Origin of the sequence: Extibacter muris, from assembly GCF_004345005.1 — a bacterium.
In the GTDB taxonomy this organism is placed as follows: Bacteria; Bacillota; Clostridia; order Lachnospirales; family Lachnospiraceae; genus Extibacter; species Extibacter muris.
Map to the genome: position 1 here is coordinate 78,630 of NZ_SMMX01000006.1, position 17,734 is coordinate 96,363.

Sequence of the window (17,734 nt, forward strand, 5' to 3'; positions counted from 1 at the left end):
CTATACCTCGCTCTTTCTTCTTTGGCTGCTCTCAGATATAAGGACCGATACGAGCAGGATCAGGCCTGTCAGGATTTCCTGATAATGTGTGGATATGGATAATAACGTCAGGCCGTTCTTCATGACGTTCAGGATGAAACAGGCAGCCACGGTACCGATGATGCTTCCTTTTCCACCCCGCATGCTCGTCCCTCCGAGAATCGTCGCTGCAATAGCATCCATCTCATAACCCTGCCCCGCCAGAGGCTCCGCTGAATTCAGCCTTGCTGTTACGATCATGCCTGCTATCCCCGCGCACAGGCCACAGAAGGTAAATACCAGAACCTTATATTTCTTGACATTGACGCCGGACCGGTTCAGCGCGACCTCATTGGAACCGGTAAAGAGGCAGTAGTTGCCGAACTTCGTTTTATGAAGCAGCACAGAACCGATGGCAGCCATGATGACCGATATGATAATAGGCATGTTTACAGGCCCGACTCTTCCACTCCCTATAAAGCCGAAGACAGGCCCGAATCCGAACACAGACTTTGCATTTGTGAGAACCAGTATGATGCCCCTTAATATCGTCATAGTGCTTAACGTCACGATAAACGAATTGATCCTCCCGTATGCCACGATCCAGCCATTCAGAAAGCCGGCCAAAGCAGCAATAAGCAGTCCGAGAATGACCGCGGCCTGTGCAGGCACTCCGGCCTTCAGGAGCATTCCCATGCTCATCCCGGAGAAGCCGATGACCGCGCCCACGGACAGGTCTATCTGCCCCGCGCATATGACGAGCGTCATGCCGATGGACAATACAAGGTATATCGCTGACTGGTTCAGTATATTTCTGAAGTTTTTCCAAGAAAAAAAGTAGGGGGACGCTGCCGCCATCACTACGGTCAGCAGCGTCAGTACCCCAAATAGTATAAACGTATATGAATTGTTCTTCAGTCTCTTCTTCAAGATGATTCCCCCGCTACGATGTAGTGGATGCTCCCGTAATCATAGCCACCACTTCATCCATCGTCGTATCTTCCGTCACCAGCTCTTTTATTACTTTTCCCTGCCGCATCACACAGATCCGGTCTGATATGTGGAATACCTGCGGAAGGTTGTGGCTGATTACGATGACCGCGAACCCTTGCGACGCCAGCCTTTTGATCAGCTTTAAGACCGCGGCTGATTCGTTCAGCCCCATCGCCGCCGTGGGCTCATCAAATATCAAAATCCTCCCGCCCTTATGTACAAGCCTTGCCACCGCCACGCCCTGACGCTGTCCACCGCTCAGATTCCCTGCAGTCTCAGTCACGTCCGGGATATGGATATCCAGATTCTTAAGCAGCTCCTCCGCTTCTTCGCGCATCTTTTTTTTCTGTAGAATGCCCCCTTTTGCAATCTCACTGCCAAGGAACAGGTTCGCGGCCACGTTCATCGTATTGCCAAGCGCCAAATCCTGATACACGGTAGAGATACCTGTTTCAGCGGCTTTTTTTGGCGTCAGCCTTTTATATTCTTTTCCTTCTATGCGGATAATCCCGCTGTCCGGCTGAAGGACTCCGGACAGTATCTTGATCAATGTCGATTTCCCCGCGCCATTGTCTCCGACAATGGCCAGCACTTCGCCGCCGAATGCATTCACCGACACCCCCTTTAAAGCTTTTACCTGGTTGAAGCTTTTATAGATGTCTTCCGTCTCCAGAAAAGGTGTGATGACAACTTCTTTCGTATTCATTACATTTCCTCTTGATTGCTATTGAAAAATGTCAAATTATAGATATTCAATACATAGTTATGTTAGCACTTTAATGTTGTCAAGTAAAATTGATTGTTCCAATAACTATATAGAGCGATTCTATATATAAGTGTTAACAGGAGGAACGGCATAGACATGTTCTATAAATTTCGTGGCAATATTAAAAAAAGCAATTGGATATCCCGGAATATGTTAACTATACTTAAAGTAATAAAAACAGGAGGTAATAAATCAATGTCTATTACAGCAGAAACAGCAAAAGAACATGCAAATGACCCGGCCGTGCTATGCTGCCGGGCTGAAGAAGGTATAACCATCGAGGCATCTAATCTGGAGGATCCTGCAATCTTTGACGAACTCGTGGATTCCGGGCTTCTATCTTTAGACGGCTGCCTGACGATTGAACAGGTACTGGGCGCCAGGCTGACCAAGACAAGCGACTCCCTCTGTCCATTGACGATGGACAACGTAGAGGGCTTTAAAGAAGTCTCCGATGCCAAAGAACCTGCCTCTGAAGAGGAAGCCGCTGAACCCGCCTCGCTTGATATCGGTGTATCGGGCGCCGTTACGACAGTGAAGAGCGGGAAAGTCGTTATCTCCATTAAAGAAGGGAAAGACATCTATCTCGAACTTCCTGTCTAGTTAACCTTTATCCTTGTTTGGAACGAAAAAACAGAGAGCGGGAATCTGCTCCGCTCTCTGTAACCTCTCCGTCTTATTCTTTTCTCTGCATCCCTTATAAGTCAATCTTCCTCCAGCAGCGCACATGCTTTAAATTGCGTATATTATAATGCTACAGTATCTTCGAGAGGAATTCCTGAAGCCTTGGTTCCTTCGGGTTTCCGAAGAACTCCGCGGGACTTCCCTGTTCCTTGATCTGCCCTTCATCCATGAAGATGACCCGGGTCGCCACTTCCTTGGCAAATCCCATCTCATGCGTCACCACGACCATGGTCATGCCGTCCTGCGCCAGCTTCTTCATAAGCTCCAGCACTTCTCCTACCATCTCCGGGTCGAGGGCGGACGTCGGTTCATCAAAAAGCATCACCTCCGGATCCATCGCCAGAGAACGTATGATAGCAATCCTCTGCTTCTGTCCTCCTGACAGCTGTGAAGGATACGCGTTCGCCTTCTCCTCCAGCCCTACGAGCCTGAGCAGATCCATGGCTTTTTCTTCCGCCTCTTCCTTGCTCTTCTTCAGCAGCTTGACAGGTGCCAGCGTGATGTTCTGCAGTATCGTCTTGTGGGGGAACAGGTTAAAGTGCTGGAATACCATCCCCATCTTCTGGCGGTGCTTGTTGATATCCACATTCCTGCCGGTAATATCGGTACCTTCAAAGTACACATGCCCTCTGGACGGCACTTCCAGCAGATTGAGGGAACGCAGGAAGGTAGATTTGCCGGAACCTGACGGTCCTACGACGACGACCACTTCCCCTTTGCGTATCTCCTCGGAAACTCCGTCAAGTGCATGCAGCTCCCCGAATATCTTATGCAGGCCTTCTACTTTAATCAATGTCTCTCCATTAATGGTCACTGCTCCTCAGCCTCCTTTCCAGCATATTTACAAGCTTTGTAAATATCAATACCATGGCCAGGTAGATAAGGGCGACGCCGATAAGGGGCATAAAAGCGTCAAATGTCTGGCTCCTTATGATATCCCCGCCCTTCGTCAGATCCTGCATGGCAATATAGCCGGATACGGATGTCTCTTTCAGGAGCACGATAAATTCATTTCCAAGCGCAGGCAGTACATTCTTGAATGCCTGCGGCATTATAATATGTATCATCGTCTGGACGTAATTGAATCCCAGGCTCCGTCCCGCTTCAAACTGCCCGTTGTCGATGGACATGATGCCGGAACGGAATATCTCCGCCACGTAAGCTCCCGAATTGATGCCGAACGCCAGAACTGCCACGAACACCTTGTCGACATCCGTGCTTCCGAATATGACAAAGTATATGATAAGCAGCTGTACGACGACAGGAGTTCCACGTATGACCGTCAGGTACAGCTTGCACAGCAGATTCAGGATCTTGAGCTTTCCTGTCCTGTCATAAGTGGAGCGTACGATTGCCACAAGGAAACCAAGCGCAATACCGATGAGCACGGCAAAAAACGTAATCTGAAGCGTGACCTTCAGACCGTCCAGCAGATATTTCCAGCGGTTCTCTTCTATAAAATTTGCAACGAATTTATCCTGCCATGTCTGTAACATACCTTACATCCTTATCTCTTTATTCTGCATCATCTGCATTGATGTATTTATCTACGATTTCGTCCAGCTTGCCATTTTCTTTCAGATCATTCAGCGCGTCATTGATCTTCTTGAGCAGATCGTCATTTCCTTTATCTACTGCAAGCGCATACTCTTCCTCTGTAAACGCTTCATCCAGAATCTTGATCCCTTCCGCCTGTTTTACAAATTCTTTGGCTGGCTCGCCATCGATGACTACAGCGTCAATCTTGCCCTGCTGTACGGCCTGGACCGCCTCGAATCCTTTATTGTAACGTTCTACTTCTGCATCTTTGATGTCGCCGGCATACATATCGCCTGTCGTTCCAAGCTGTACGCCTATCTTCTTGCCTTCCAGATTGTCCGGACCTGCCACGTCGCTGTCTTCCTTTACCATGATTACCTGGGTTGCCTTCGCATAAGTATCTGTAAAGTCGACATTCTTTTTACGGTCCTCTGTCACTGTAAGCCCGGCTGCGCCAAAGTCAGCTTTTCCGCTTGTAACGGCTGGAATGATAGAGTCAAACGCCATATCCTCAATCTTCAGCTCCATTCCAAGCTTATCGGCGATAGCCTGCGCGACCTCTGCATCGATACCGACGATCTTGTCTCCGTCGCGGAACTCATATGGCGGGAACTCCGCGTTCGTCGCCATTACCAGCGTGTCTTTGGAATTCTTATCACCATCGTCACTTTTCTCATCCTTTTTGGAACCACATGCGGCCAGGGAGACGACACAAGCACCAACTAACAGTACGCTCAATAATTTCTTCAATTTCATAATATTATTCCTCCAAATTTTATTGATAACATATTCTGCATAAAAATACAAGTCTAGTACATATTTTATCATGTTTTCCGGGAAAAACAAGTAGAATCTGCAATGAATTGTGAGTTTAGTGAAACAGACCGCGGACAGGGAGCCGGGTGGCATCTGCTCCGATGCGTCCGAGGCTGCGACTGGTCCACGGCCTCCTAACTTTGCGGCAGAGTCGCTGATAGCAGCTCCTCTCCCACAAACCTAGGATTCCGGGACGGATTCTCCGCCTCTTACTCTTACACCTTCGCATCTACCACCCGGCTCCCCGCACGCTATCTACTTCACTTAACAAGGGCGAGGGCGGCTGTGGGGCGTTACTGGCCAGCGGATAGCCGCTGGCTGCGTGAGATGGCTGATAAAAAATAGCAAGTTTAATATGTGCAGTGATAGAAGAAATCTGTGGCCGCCGATGGAACGGGCAGAGCGAGCTTCCAATCGGTTTTACTATGGAGCTTTGTAAAGGCCTTTGTACGCGCTTAAATCGAGGTGCGCACGCCGTTGCTGCAAGAAGAGCCGGAACCAGGCAGGGGATGTCATCTCATAAACATCTCCGTACCTGATTCCGGCTCTTCTTCATTACGATTACTTTCAACTAAGATTATCAACCTGCTTAGTCCCTTATCACTATGCTGACACAGCCAAAGCCCTACCATCAGCCGGCAGTATCACACAGCCACTCCCGCCCGTGCCAGTAAAGCAGATGCCCCATACCTGTCCTTCGGCGGTCTGGCTTACTAAACTCCCATTTATTTAAGGAAAATCTGCACGGCCGCGGATATGACTATTATCCCGCCCAGCACGATCCGGTACCAGCCGAATACTTTGAAGTCGTGTTTCTTGATGTAGCCCATCAGGAAACGGATTGCCACGATGGACAGCCCGAATGATACGATGCAGCCTAGCATGAGCAGGCCGAATTCCGCACCTGTAAAGTGGAAACCGAACTTGATGAGCTTTATGAGGCTTGCCCCAAACATCGCCGGTATGGCAAGGAAGAAGGTGAATTCCGCCGCAATCTCTCTTGAAACTCCGATGATCAGTGCGCCGACGATGGTCGCGCCCGATCTGGACGTCCCCGGAATCAGCGCAAGCATCTGGAAGAACCCTATCCATAGCAGCATCGGTACCGTGAGGTCAGATATCCGGCTTATGCTCGGTTTCCTGTGGGCATTACGGTTCTCGATTATGATAAACAGCACGCCGTACAGGATGAGCATGACCGCTACCGGCAATGGTTTATAGAACAGTTCGTCAAGAATATCATTAAACAGTATGCCGATAATCCCGGCCGGAACGGAAGCGATTACTACTTTGATCCACATCTGCCATGTGAGCATCTTCTGCTTCCTCGACTTGCGTGGAGAAAATGGATTCAGCTTGTGGAAATAAAGTACGACGACCGCCATGATAGCCCCGAGCTGGATAACCACGTTGAACATCTCCATAAACCCGGCCGACATGCTCGGCTTCAGCACATCCCCTACAAGAATCAAGTGCCCGGTGCTGCTGACCGGCAGCCATTCCGTAATCCCTTCTACAATCCCCAGAATAATAACTTTAATAATATCTAACATCCTTTTCTCCCTTCTTAATCCACAGCGTATCTGCAGTCACTTTCTGCACCCTGTGCCACATCTTATACAGCTATCCTGCCAAAAGGTTACAACACATACTCTTCGATTACCCTGGCGGCGCCTTCCTCATCATTTGATACCGTCACGAAGTCCGCGGCGCTTTTCACTTCATCAGAACTATTCTCCATAGCAACGCCGAAACCGGCTTTCTTCAGCATTTCAATATCGTTAGCGCCATCCCCCAGCGCCAGGATCTCTTCTTTTTTAATATGAAGCATCTCGCCGAGCCGCAAGAGCGCGTTGCCCTTATTGACTCCCTTAACACTTACTTCGATATTATTGACAAGCGCTCCGGTCACTTCGATTCCGTCCACAGCCTTCAGCTCATCGAGCGCTTTTTGCTTATCTGCCAGATCAGCAAATACAGCCTGTACTTTATCTACCGCTCTGCCTTCGGTTTCAAATTTTCTTCTGATATCATCAACCGGCATCCTTGTGGACAGAATATAATCCGCCATTGCTGATATTCCGAAGAAATCTTTAATCCGCACGAGCATCTTTTCTTCTGCAAATCCCGCTCCGTCATAATATACTTCTCGTAGTGTATCATAATGTTCGTAAATATCCAATACTTTTCGCGCAATCTCCGGAGGAACAAGCTCTTCAAATATCGCTTTGTTGCGGGCGGTATCCATGACCCTTCCCCCATTGGCGGTAACGGCGTACCTGATTCCCGGAAAATACAGGATCTCTTCCGGGATAGCCGTCAGCGGCCTGCCCGTAGCGGGAAGCATTACGATTCCCCGGGCGGCGGCCTTTGTTATGGCGTCCTTTGCCCGTTCTGTGAATACCTTTTTCGTCGTCAGCAGCGTGCCGTCCAGGTCAAATGCCACCATCTTAATATTTTTTTTCATATACCGTCAGTTCCTTTCTGTCCTTAGAAAACAGAAGCAGCGACTGGCTGATCTTTTCTGAAGAACTTTCATACGCCTGTCTTCCATGGTCAACCATCTTCCTGACTATGTCCTCCTGACCTTCCGCGGCAAAAAGAACCATATCTTTCGTCGGCGCCATTATTATAATATTATCTTTGAGCTTATCTACGCATACCTGCCATATATGCTTAAAGCAAAGGGAGCTGCACTCGTGATGTCCGTCCGCAATGATGGCAAAAGCGCCATACCATGTATTCGCTATTACAAACTCCACATCTCGTATCAGATTTTCACATGACAGATGATATAATTCTTCTATATCGCAGTCAGGCGGCAGCATATTATCCTTCATCACTTCAAAAGTATCATCGGCCCGTTTGATTACAAAGATTATTTTCAATCCGCCGACAAAAGATACGACCGGAGTATCTTTTTCAGATATATGTTTCCCGTTGAGCGCATGGCTGTCGATAAGCTCCTCCTTAATCCAAGGATATACCACGTCTTTGATATTTTCATACTTATAGTGCTCTTCTTCGTATTTTCTCATAAAGCCCTTTCCTCCACGTCCATACATTCTATGTTCTATTTTAACAAAATTTGCTTTATAAAGCAATTTGTTGTATAATAGAAAAGCACTCGCTAAAAAGGGAAAGGAAATGTATATGAAGAGTACGAAAAAGAAACGTATATTGCGTGCTGCAATGTGTCTCACTTGCGCCGTAACAATTGCTTCTGTTAATACGTCGGTATATGCAGAACCTTCAACAAACGAGTTAGAAGGAAAGACTTCTGATCTGCAGGGGGAGCTCAACGACCTCAACAGTCAGCTGTCCGCTTTGTGTGACGAACTGGATGCAACATCCTCTAAGATAGAGGAGCTGTCTGCCGCGGTCGAAAAGTCCAAGCTGGATGTAGCCGCCGCTAAGCTTAACGAGGATGCCCAGTATGATGCCATGAAGGACAGGATCAAGTTCATGTATGAAGGCGGCAGCGCCTCATTGCTTGAGATTCTTTTATCATCCGAAAACATGGCGGATTTTTTGAACAAGGCAGAATTTGTAACTAATATAAGTACATACGACAGACAGATGTTGGACGAACTTCAGACAGCCCGGGCCGACATCGAGAAGAAACAGGGAACCTTAGAAACACAACAAGAAGAATTAGCGGGATTGCAAAGCGACCTTAAATCCAAACAGGAAGCATTAAATGCGAAGATATCTTCTACTTCAGGTGAATTGTCCGAGTACAGTGCACAGCTGGAACGTGCGAAAGCCGCGGCGGCGGCAAGCCGAACCGCCCAGGATAATTCCGTTGCCGGCCCTACTACAGCGCCGGGCAAGACTGACGATGGTAATAATAACAGCAATACGAATGGCAATAACGGAGGGACTGTCAACAACGGTGGTTCTATAGATGCCAATGTATCTGACACAGCGTTATTTGCCGCTATACTTGAGTGCGAGGCAGGCGGAAGCTACGATGGGATGCTGGCTGTTGCCACGGTTATCATGAACCGGGTAGCCAGCCCGAGTTATCCGAATACTATCAGCGGAGTCATCTACCAGTCAGGCCAGTTTGCCCCTACATGGGACGGCAGCCTGAACCGGGTCCTGGCGAGAGGGCCGTCACAATCTGCCTATTCAGCCGCCCAGGCGGCGCTTGGCGGAGCAAGGCATTCTGCAGTTCTTAACTGCTATTCGTTCAATGCTGCATGGACAGGCGCCTCAGGAGTCAACGTAGGCGGCAACGTGTTCTGGTAGACGGAACGTTTGCCGAACATCTGGCAGGAGTAAATATTCCGGAGAAGAATTTTATGTATTCTTCTCCGGATTTTTGTTTTCTAAATATCCCGCCGGACTCCTACGGCTTTTATTGATAGTCCATCACATCTATCCATTTCATGAGGAATTCCTTTTCCAGTTCATTATCCTTAGCAAGCTGAGCGGCCGCCACGATTGGAAGCCACTGCTGTACGTACTGCCTTGCAGTGTCGGACTTCCTGCAGAATATCTTCAGATACAAGTCCGCAGTCTCCTCGTTCTTCAAAGCATACAGCAGATACGTCATGGCTGCGTCCGCGCTGGCATTGCCCTGAGTGGCATGTGCCCAGTCGACGATCGTCATCTTCCCGTTCTTTCCCACGATCACATTGCTCGGATTAAAGTCCCCGTGGCAGACTTTATCATGCTTCGGCATGCTGTCAAGCCTCGTCAGCAGATCATACCTCGTCGTAGCGTCCAGTTCCTTCAAGCCATTTATCTGCCGTGCCAGCTTATCATGAAGCTTGTTGAGCAGGGGGGACTTCTTGCCGTGCATCTGGAGCTGTAGGTCCACAAAATCTTCCATATACTTCTCCATATTATCTGCATCGACAGCCATCATCTCTTCCAACGTCTTGCCGTCTTTATATTCGATGACAAGCGACCACCTGCCGTCAATCTCCGTCACTTCCTTAACCTTCGGTATATCAAGGCCCGCAGCCTCCACCCTCGCAGTATTCAACGCCTCGTTGAACACGTCCGCCTTCGGATGCTCCGGATGAAAGACTTTGACAATGTTTTTTTCACATTTATACACCTTCTTATGTGGTCTCTCAACAATCAATACAGCATTTTCCATATTCATAGTTCTGCCTCCTTTTAGTAATTACAGCCGTTCATTTATTAGATATTGCTATTATACACCTCTGGGATTCATTTGAAAAGAGAGTTTGATATATTTTTAACTTATTATTTTCACGATGCTTTATTGTTAATATTTTAACTATAGTTTAAAGGTACACGGTTGTCTTCATATAGGTACACCACAAAATGCAATTAGGGACGTAACAAAATTCAAAAAGGTTACGTCCCTAATTACAAATTATGTTATTTACCGTAGTAGCATTTCAGGTAAATTTCTTTAATCTCTTTCATGAGCGGATATCTTGGATTTGCTCCTGTGCACTGGTCGTTGAATGCCTGTTCTACCATGTCGTCCAGCGTATCTAAGAAGTATTTCTCGTCGATGCCGTAATCTTTGATCGTCTTCTTGATACCTATCTTTTCTTTCAGGTCTTCCAGCTTTGCTATGAAGCTGTCGAGCACTTCCTGGTCATCTTTGCCCTGGCATCCTGCGAAGCGTCCCAGTTCTGCGTATCTTGCAAGCGCATGTGGATATTCGTACTGTGAGAATGTCCCCATCTTGGTCGGCACTTCTGCTGCATTATACCTGATAACCTCTGTGAGGACGACTGCATTGGCCACACCGTGCGGCAGATGGTGGAACGCGCCCAGCTTGTGTGCCATGGAGTGGTTGAGCCCGAGGAACGCATTGGCGAATGCCATACCTGCCATACAGGAGGCGTTAGCCATCATCTCACGCGCTTTCGGGTCATTTGCCCCATTTTTGTATGCAGAAGGCAGATACTCAAATACATTCTTCACTGCTTTCATCGCAAGCCCGTCTGTATAGTCTGTAGCCATGATTGATACATATGCCTCTATCGCGTGTGTCATGACATCGATGCCAGAAGCGCTTGTAAGTCCTTTTGGCTGTGTCATCATATTATCTACATCGACGATAGCCATATTCGGAAGCAGCTCATAATCTGCTATCGGCCATTTGACGCCGGTGTCTGCGTCTGTGATAATTGCAAAAGGCGTCACCTCGGACCCTGTTCCTGAAGAGGTTGGAATCGCCACAAAGTATGCCTTCTCACCCATCTTAGGGAAGGTGTACACCCTCTTGCGGATATCCATGAAGTCCATTGCCATGTCTTCAAAGTTCGCTTCCGGATGCTCGTACATCACCCACATGATCTTGGCTGCGTCCATAGCGGAACCTCCGCCAAGGGCGATAATCGTATCAGGCTCGAACTGCTTCATCTGATCGGTACCCTTCTGTGCACACTGCAGCGTCGGGTCTGGTGCCACTTCATAGAAGCATGTATGCTGGATGCCCATCTCGTCTAATTTCTCCTCAATCGGAGCGACATAGCCGTTCTTATATAGGAAGGAATCCGTTACGATAAATGCTTTTTTCTTCTTCATAACTGTTCCAAGTTCGTCAAGTGCAACAGGCATACAGCCTTTCTTAAAGTATACCTTCTCAGGTGTTCTGAACCAAAGCATGTTTTCTCTCCTCTCAGCAACCGTCTTGATATTGATCAGATGTTTTACTCCAACGTTTTCTGATACGGAGTTGCCTCCCCAGGAACCGCATCCGAGAGTCAGAGACGGAGCAAGCTTGAAGTTGTATAAGTCACCGATTCCTCCGTGGGATGACGGCGTGTTGATAAGTATCCGGCACGTCTTCATTGCTGCCGCGTGCTTTGCAATCTTTTCCTTCTCTGCCGGATGGACATACAGAGATGCCGTATGTCCATATCCGCCGTCGGCTACGAGCTGTTCTGCCTTTGCAAGCGCTTCATCATATGTTTTCGCCCTGTACATTCCGAGTACCGGTGACAGCTTCTCATGGGCAAATTCTTCAGAGATATCTACGGATTCGACTTCGCCTATAAGAATCTTCGTATCTTCTGGAACTTCAACACCGGCGAGCTTAGCTATCTCATAGGCAGACTTTCCGGGAATCTTGTTGTTGAGGGCGCCGTTTATTATAATCGTCTTACGCACCTTGTCGAGCTCCTCGCCCTTCTTCAGGAAATAGCACCCTCTGTACGCGAACTCTTTCTTCACCTCATCATATATGCTGTCAAGAACCGTAACGGTCTGTTCAGAAGCACATATCATACCATTGTCAAATGTCTTGGAATGGATAATAGAACTTACTGCCATCTTGATATCTGCCGTGTCATCTATTATAACAGGAGTATTGCCGGCACCCACGCCAAGCGCCGGTTTGCCGGAAGAGTAGGCCGCCTTCACCATGCCGGGGCCTCCGGTGGCAAGAGTGATATCTGCTTCCTTCATTACCATGTTCGTAAGTTCAAGAGATGGGACATCGATCCAGCCGATGATGCCTTCCGGAGCGCCTGCCTTTACTGCCGCATCAAGTACGATCTTGGCTGCCGCAATCGTGGAAGCCTTGGCGGATGGATGAGGGCTGATGATGATGGCATTCCTCGTCTTCAGGCAGATGAGCGTCTTAAATATAGCCGTAGATGTGGGGTTCGTCGTAGGAATGACCGCCGCTACTAGGCCAATCGGTTCTGCAATCTTCTTGATTCCAAAAGCCGCATCTTCTTCGATCACCCCGCATGTCTTCGTGTTCTTATATGCATTATAGATATACTCTGCAGCATAGTGGTTCTTGATGACCTTATCTTCTACGATGCCGCGTCCCGTCTCCTCGACTGCCTGCTTCGCAAGGGGGATACGCATCTTGTTGGCCGCAAGTGCCGCTTCATAGAATATCTTATCTACCTGTTCTTGTGTGTATGTAGCAAATACTTTCTGAGCTTCTCTCATCGCTTTCATCTTAGCTTCGAGAGTCTCTACGCTGTCAACAACTGCTGGTACTGCTTCCTTTTTCTTCGCCATTTTATGTTCCTCCCGTAATAGTGTTTATCTTTCTTCAGGGCTTAGTATAGTACCTCGTTAAATAATTGTCAATACTTTTATGATATTTTTTTAACAATATTTTATAGAACCCTGACCGGCAAAAAAAGAAGCAGGACGATTACAAATGAAAACGCGGCAGGATCGTCTGTCCGGCATGTACCCATTCCTTCTTCACGACGGCCATATTCTCTCTTGTGATGATGGTTGCAGAACTCATGACATCACAGCTTTCTGCTACTTCCTGGGGTGATACAGCCATAATCAGCTCGATTCCGTCCACTTCGTCCTTCACCTGTTCTATGAGCCGCTCCATAGACTCCCGCCTCACGTCATAGACGTATATCTTCTTCAAGTTCTTCACCTTATGCACGATATACCTCACATGGCCGATTCCCTGAACGCCGCATCCAAACATTCCGAACGTCTCAGCATCCGGGTGAATGGCGGCAGCAGCAATTGAAGTAACAGCCGGAGTACGCATCGCCGTGAGCCATGCCCCGTCCATGATGACCATCGGAAACCCTGTCAGTATTTCATTGAGAATCATGAGCCCTGATGTCTGTGGAAGCCCAAATTCTTTCGGGTTCCTCGGATAGCACTCTATCCATTTCTCTCCGCACGCCATCTGTCCCGGCACATATGCGGGCATTGCATGATAGAACACATCATCATACGGGTGGATTCCAATCTTAGCCGGCATCTCATACTCTTTTCTCCCGTGGGCATCCAGCGTCCGCCCGATAATTTCGAGCGTCTGCTCCACGTCCGGCCCCGTAAAATACCGGTAGATGTTGGCAGGATTACAGTCCATCATCTTTCCCAGACGCCGGATGCTCAATGCCTGGATCCCTTCCTTCGAGAGAATCTCATATGTAGCCTTTATAAACTGTTCTCTGGAAATATTATCTTTCATACCCGCTCCGCATTCAATTATGTTGGCTCCATTATAGGCTTGCGCATTCATGAAGCCAAGATATATGTCCCAAAATACTTTGTCTATCTTCTGTCATTCGCTACATTGTGCCTGATATTGGAATGTTCAATTGAAGATATCGTGGAAATAAGATATTGAAAACGGGGTCAGGCCCCTATGGATATTCCATAGGGGCCTGACCCCGTTTCATACCTCTATTAAGCTATTCTATACAAGTTCAAGAAGAACTTCCATAGCCGCATCACCTTTACGCTGTCCAATCTTGACGATTCTTGTGTAACCGCCGTTACGTCCAACATATTTCGGTGCAATCTCATCAAACATCTTAGCGACAAGATCGACCTCTTTTGTGTTCTTCTTCCTACCTGCCTGTGCAGCCGGAACTTCTTTCACCGGATACAGGACCTTCAGCATCTCACGTCTTGCATGGAGCCTGCTTGGCATATCCTTCTTAATCTTCTTTTCAACTTCGTCGTAAACAGTAACTTTCTTTCCATCTACTACTTCTTTCACTCTCTTGCCGTCCTTGTCCTTGCGGGCAACTTTGGCTTTGACAGTTACTTCTTCAAAGTTATCCTTTTCCTTTACAGCCATAGCGATTAGGCCTTCTGCCACTTTGCGGATTTCCTTCGCTTTTGATTCTGTTGTAACAATCTTGCCATGGTTGAGCAATGCTGTCACCTGGTTTCTGATTAATGCTTTTCTCTGGCTTGATGTTCTGCCAAGTTTTCTATATTTTGCCATCTTTCTAATCCTCCATTATCTAACATCTGGTTATGCTTCTTCGGACTTACTAGCCAAATGCCCTGCCATGCTCTTTTGGTCTTACTGGCAGCGTGATTACTCTTCACCTCTGCTTAGGCATAGGCCAAGTTCGTCTAACTTTGCCAACACTTCTTCCAGGGACTTGCGTCCTAGGTTTCGTACTTTCATCATATCTTCCGGTGTCCTGTTCGTCAGTTCTTCAACGGTATTGATTCCTGCCCTCTTCAGGCAGTTGTATGAACGTACGGATAGCTCCAATTCATCAATGCTCATTTCGAGCACTTTTTCCTTCTCGTCGTCTTCCTTTTCAATCATGACCTCTGCCGCCTGGGCAACTTCTGAAAGGTCGATGAAAAGTTTAAGGTGTTCGCTAAGTACCTTGGCCGCTAAGCTGACTGCTTCGTCCGGAAGCAAAGTTCCGTCGGTAAATACGTCCAATGTCAATTTGTCAAAGTCTGTAATCTGGCCGACACGTGTATTCTCAACAGTGAGGTTCACACGTTCCACCGGGGTGTAAATCGAATCAATCGGAATTACTGCGATTGGTAACTCGTCGTTTTTATTCTTGTCAGCACTAACATATCCCCTGCCTTTTGTGATGGTAAGCTCCATGTATAATTTGCTGTCTGCCCCGCCATTCAGTGTTGCAATAACTGTTTCAGGATTCATGATCTCAATATCCTGATCCACCTGGATATCTGCCGCTGTTACAACACCTTCGCCTTCAAATTCGATATAGGCCGTCTTCGGCTCATCTGTCTCAGATGTGTTCTTGATAGCCAGTGATTTCAAATTCATGACGATTTCGGTAACATCTTCTTTCACGCCCGGGATTGAACTGAATTCGTGCAGCACGCCGTCGATTTTCACCTGGCTGATCGCTGACCCCGGAAGAGAAGAAAGCATGATTCTGCGAAGAGAGTTACCCAATGTTGTACCATAACCTCTTTCCAGAGGTTCCACAACAAATCTTCCATACTTTTTATCTTCTGAAATCTCAGTTATTTCAATATTCGGTTTATTAAAATCAAACACTAAGTCCACCTCCTGTGGTGTTACGGGTTATTATTTAGAATATAATTCGACAATCAACATCTCGTCTACAGGAACGTCGATTGCATCTCGTGCAGGAAGTTCCTTTACAGTTCCTTTCAGGTTTTCAGCCTCTACTTCTAACCAGCCCGGAACCAGACGTCCTCCTGTAACCTCCAGGATTCCTTTGTATCTCGGAGAGCTTTTGTGTTTTTCTTTGATTTCAACAACATCACCGGCTTTTACAATGTAAGAAGGGATGTTAATCTGTTTTCCATTTACCATTACATGCTTGTGATCGACAATCTGTCTTGCCTCACGTCTTGTTCTGGCAAACCCCATACGGAATACGACATTGTCAAGTCTTGATTCAAGAAGAACCATCAGATTCTCACCGGTCATGCCGTTCATCTGCTTTGCCTTCTTGTAATAGTTTCTGAAAGGTTTCTCTAATACGCCATAGATAAATTTCGCTTTCTGCTTCTCACGTAACTGGAGACCATACTCGCTCATCTTTCTGTTAGACCTCTTTAACTGTCTATTGGATTTTTTATCAATTCCTAAAAAGATTGGGTCCATACCAAGTGAACGACATCTTTTAAGAACTGGAACTCTGTTTACTGCCATATCTACGATTTCCTCCTATTTATAACAGCGGATATCAGCAATCCGCTTCACTACTTGCTTAAGGTAAGCATCCGTCCTGCGGCTGCTCACTAGACTCTTCTGCGTTTCGGTGGGCGGCAACCATTGTGTGGTACCGGAGTTACATCCTTGATGCTTGTAACATCAATTCCGCATGCCTGAAGTGCACGGATTGCCGCTTCTCTCCCTGAACCTGGTCCCTTAACCATTACGTCTACTGATTTCAAGCCATGTACCAATGCCGCTTTAGCTGCTGTCTCAGCTGCCATCTGAGCTGCATAAGGAGTAGATTTCCTTGAACCTCTAAATCCCAGACCGCCTGCACTTGCCCATGAAAGAGCATTACCCTGAGCATCTGTCAATGTAACAATCGTATTGTTAAATGATGACTGGATGTGTGCTTGTCCGTGTTCAACGTTTTTCTTGACACGTTTCTTTGTCACTTTCTTTGTAACTTTTTTTGCCATAATAAAACTAACCTACACTTTCCTTTTTATTCATTAATGTGTTGCTTATTTCTTCTTATTCGCTACTGTTCTCTTAGGACCTTTTCTCGTTCTTGCGTTAGTCTTCGTCTTCTGTCCGCGGACCGGAAGTCCTTTTCTGTGGCGGATACCTCTGTAGCATCCGATTTCCTGCAGTCTTTTGATGTTCAGGGCAATCTCTCTTCTAAGGTCACCTTCTACCGTCTGGGTCTCTTCAATTACAGCACTGATCTTCTTAACGTCTTCGTCTGTAAGATCTCTGCAACGAATGTCAGGATTAACTCCTGCCTCGCTAAGGATACGTGTCGCACTCGTCCTTCCGATTCCATATATATAAGTAAGTCCGATTTCTACACGTTTGTCTCTTGGTAAGTCTACACCTGCTATACGAGCCATGTGAATTTCCTCCATTTTCTTTTTGATTGAATTCTGCCGTGCCGGCTGGCTTTGTCCTGCCCCGCCGTGCCATCTCGATTCCGCTTCGCTGCATCTCGATGCGGGCTTTCGCCCTATACATCTTTCCCAATTTGTCTTTATGCAGGCAAGCCTGCAAAAGCCGATTGTGAAATCTGTGCACGTCTCATTTAGTTGCATATCGTCTCTAACTGGGGAGCTTTGGCTGCTCCCAGGCGTGTCGGTATGCACGCCCTTTCCGGCCACCGGATGTCTCCGTGATGACAGGCCGGTATTATAAGCAATATACGAGGATATTCACCGGCTAATGGTGCGTCCTTGTATATTTTAAATAGTCTACACACCACCTGGCGTGTCTACTATCAGCCGCCTATTTTGTGTGCATAATCTGATGACATGGATAGAAAGTTCCGTGCGCCTAAGCTCGAAAACACCTCGCTAAGGCTTGGGAACGGTCTTCCCACTAAGTTCAAGCTTCGCTTTCACTAAGTGCTCAGTACCTAGCCTTGTCTTTGCTTATGCTTTGGATTCTCGCAGATTATGCGAACGCTTCCTTTTCTCTTAATTACTTTGCATTTTTCGCAAATTGGTTTTACTGATGATCTAACCTTCACGTCAAATCCTCCTTTCATCCATTGCTCTGCC

At 47.2% G+C, this 17,734-nt stretch carries 19 protein-coding genes and 1 pseudogene; 3 read left to right on the forward strand and 17 right to left on the reverse strand.

What is annotated here, in order from left to right:
• Entirely contained in the window at positions 1-948 is a 948-nt protein-coding gene (locus tag E1963_RS08760; RefSeq protein ID WP_132277208.1) for an ABC transporter permease, read from the reverse strand.
• Positions 949-961: 13 nt separating this feature from the next.
• Positions 962-1,717, reverse strand: coding sequence for an ATP-binding cassette domain-containing protein (locus E1963_RS08765; protein ID WP_132277210.1), 756 nt, complete (start codon positions 1,715-1,717; stop codon positions 962-964).
• Between the two features lie 255 nt (positions 1,718-1,972).
• Here E1963_RS08765 and E1963_RS23070 point away from each other — a divergent pair.
• Positions 1,973-2,233 (forward strand): annotated as a pseudogene (locus E1963_RS23070) (sugar transporter); the annotation flags it as partial.
• A 298-nt stretch (positions 2,234-2,531) separates the two neighbouring features.
• Here the strand turns inward: E1963_RS23070 and E1963_RS08775 are convergent.
• From E1963_RS08775 to E1963_RS08785, 3 genes are read right to left on the reverse strand one after another with little or no spacing between them, the layout of a single operon-like run.
• Positions 2,532-3,275 (reverse strand): amino acid ABC transporter ATP-binding protein, encoded by a 744-nt coding sequence (locus tag E1963_RS08775; RefSeq protein ID WP_132277214.1) that lies wholly within the window; start codon positions 3,273-3,275, stop codon positions 2,532-2,534.
• Positions 3,265-3,957: an amino acid ABC transporter permease gene (locus E1963_RS08780; RefSeq protein WP_066572641.1), complete on the reverse strand. Its 693-nt coding sequence runs from the start codon at positions 3,955-3,957 to the stop codon at positions 3,265-3,267. Before E1963_RS08780 ends, E1963_RS08775 begins: the two co-directional genes overlap by 11 nt.
• A 19-nt stretch (positions 3,958-3,976) precedes the next feature.
• Positions 3,977-4,756, reverse strand: a complete 780-nt coding sequence (locus E1963_RS08785; RefSeq protein WP_132277216.1) for a basic amino acid ABC transporter substrate-binding protein — start codon at positions 4,754-4,756, stop codon at positions 3,977-3,979.
• A 109-nt stretch (positions 4,757-4,865) separates the two neighbouring features.
• Here E1963_RS08785 and E1963_RS21265 point away from each other — a divergent pair, with 109 nt between their 5' ends.
• Positions 4,866-5,000 carry a hypothetical protein gene (locus E1963_RS21265; protein WP_279230708.1) on the forward strand — a complete coding sequence of 45 codons (135 nt, stop codon included), beginning with the start codon at positions 4,866-4,868 and terminating at the stop codon, positions 4,998-5,000.
• A 541-nt stretch (positions 5,001-5,541) separates the two neighbouring features.
• On the opposite strand, the gene E1963_RS08790 is transcribed toward E1963_RS21265, so the two are convergent.
• The 3 genes from E1963_RS08790 to E1963_RS08800 form a co-directional block, all read right to left on the reverse strand.
• Positions 5,542-6,369 carry an undecaprenyl-diphosphate phosphatase gene (locus tag E1963_RS08790; protein WP_132277218.1) on the reverse strand — a complete coding sequence of 276 codons (828 nt, stop codon included), beginning with the start codon at positions 6,367-6,369 and terminating at the stop codon, positions 5,542-5,544.
• 86 nt (positions 6,370-6,455) lie between these two features.
• On the reverse strand, positions 6,456-7,283 hold the full coding sequence (locus E1963_RS08795) for a Cof-type HAD-IIB family hydrolase (protein WP_132277220.1): 828 nt from the start codon (positions 7,281-7,283) through the stop codon (positions 6,456-6,458).
• Positions 7,267-7,854 carry a hypothetical protein gene (locus E1963_RS08800; RefSeq protein WP_132277222.1) on the reverse strand — a complete coding sequence of 196 codons (588 nt, stop codon included), beginning with the start codon at positions 7,852-7,854 and terminating at the stop codon, positions 7,267-7,269. Before E1963_RS08800 ends, E1963_RS08795 begins: the two co-directional genes overlap by 17 nt.
• A gap of 115 nt (positions 7,855-7,969) precedes the next feature.
• Between E1963_RS08800 and E1963_RS08805 the strand changes: the two genes are divergently transcribed.
• Positions 7,970-9,070, forward strand: coding sequence for a coiled-coil domain-containing protein (locus E1963_RS08805; protein ID WP_132277224.1), 1,101 nt, complete (start codon positions 7,970-7,972; stop codon positions 9,068-9,070).
• A gap of 109 nt (positions 9,071-9,179) precedes the next feature.
• Here the strand turns inward: E1963_RS08805 and E1963_RS08810 are convergent, their stop codons facing one another.
• From E1963_RS08810 to rpmJ, 9 genes are all read right to left on the reverse strand, one after another.
• Positions 9,180-9,935, reverse strand: coding sequence for an aminoglycoside phosphotransferase family protein (locus E1963_RS08810; protein ID WP_132277226.1), 756 nt, complete (start codon positions 9,933-9,935; stop codon positions 9,180-9,182).
• A 242-nt stretch (positions 9,936-10,177) separates the two neighbouring features.
• Positions 10,178-12,793: a bifunctional acetaldehyde-CoA/alcohol dehydrogenase gene (gene adhE / locus E1963_RS08815; protein WP_132277228.1), complete on the reverse strand. Its 2,616-nt coding sequence runs from the start codon at positions 12,791-12,793 to the stop codon at positions 10,178-10,180.
• A gap of 139 nt (positions 12,794-12,932) precedes the next feature.
• On the reverse strand, positions 12,933-13,727 hold the full coding sequence (locus E1963_RS08820; RefSeq protein WP_243117649.1) for a hypothetical protein: 795 nt from the start codon (positions 13,725-13,727) through the stop codon (positions 12,933-12,935).
• A gap of 228 nt (positions 13,728-13,955) precedes the next feature.
• A complete protein-coding gene (locus E1963_RS08825) occupies positions 13,956-14,492 on the reverse strand; it encodes a bL17 family ribosomal protein (RefSeq protein ID WP_132277230.1) in 537 nt (178 codons plus the stop codon).
• A gap of 96 nt (positions 14,493-14,588) precedes the next feature.
• Positions 14,589-15,548 (reverse strand): DNA-directed RNA polymerase subunit alpha, encoded by a 960-nt coding sequence (locus tag E1963_RS08830; RefSeq protein ID WP_132277232.1) that lies wholly within the window; start codon positions 15,546-15,548, stop codon positions 14,589-14,591.
• Positions 15,549-15,578: 30 nt separating this feature from the next.
• A complete protein-coding gene (gene rpsD / locus E1963_RS08835) occupies positions 15,579-16,172 on the reverse strand; it encodes a 30S ribosomal protein S4 (RefSeq protein WP_132277234.1) in 594 nt (197 codons plus the stop codon).
• Between the two features lie 89 nt (positions 16,173-16,261).
• Positions 16,262-16,657, reverse strand: coding sequence for a 30S ribosomal protein S11 (gene rpsK / locus E1963_RS08840; RefSeq protein ID WP_049729986.1), 396 nt, complete (start codon positions 16,655-16,657; stop codon positions 16,262-16,264).
• A gap of 45 nt (positions 16,658-16,702) precedes the next feature.
• The gene (gene rpsM, locus E1963_RS08845; protein WP_066572577.1) at positions 16,703-17,071 is read right to left on the reverse strand and encodes a 30S ribosomal protein S13; all 369 of its coding nucleotides are present in this window, start codon (positions 17,069-17,071) and stop codon (positions 16,703-16,705) included.
• 518 nt (positions 17,072-17,589) lie between these two features.
• A complete protein-coding gene (rpmJ, locus tag E1963_RS08850) occupies positions 17,590-17,703 on the reverse strand; it encodes a 50S ribosomal protein L36 (protein ID WP_005339020.1) in 114 nt (37 codons plus the stop codon).
• Positions 17,704-17,734: the final 31 nt, after the last annotated feature.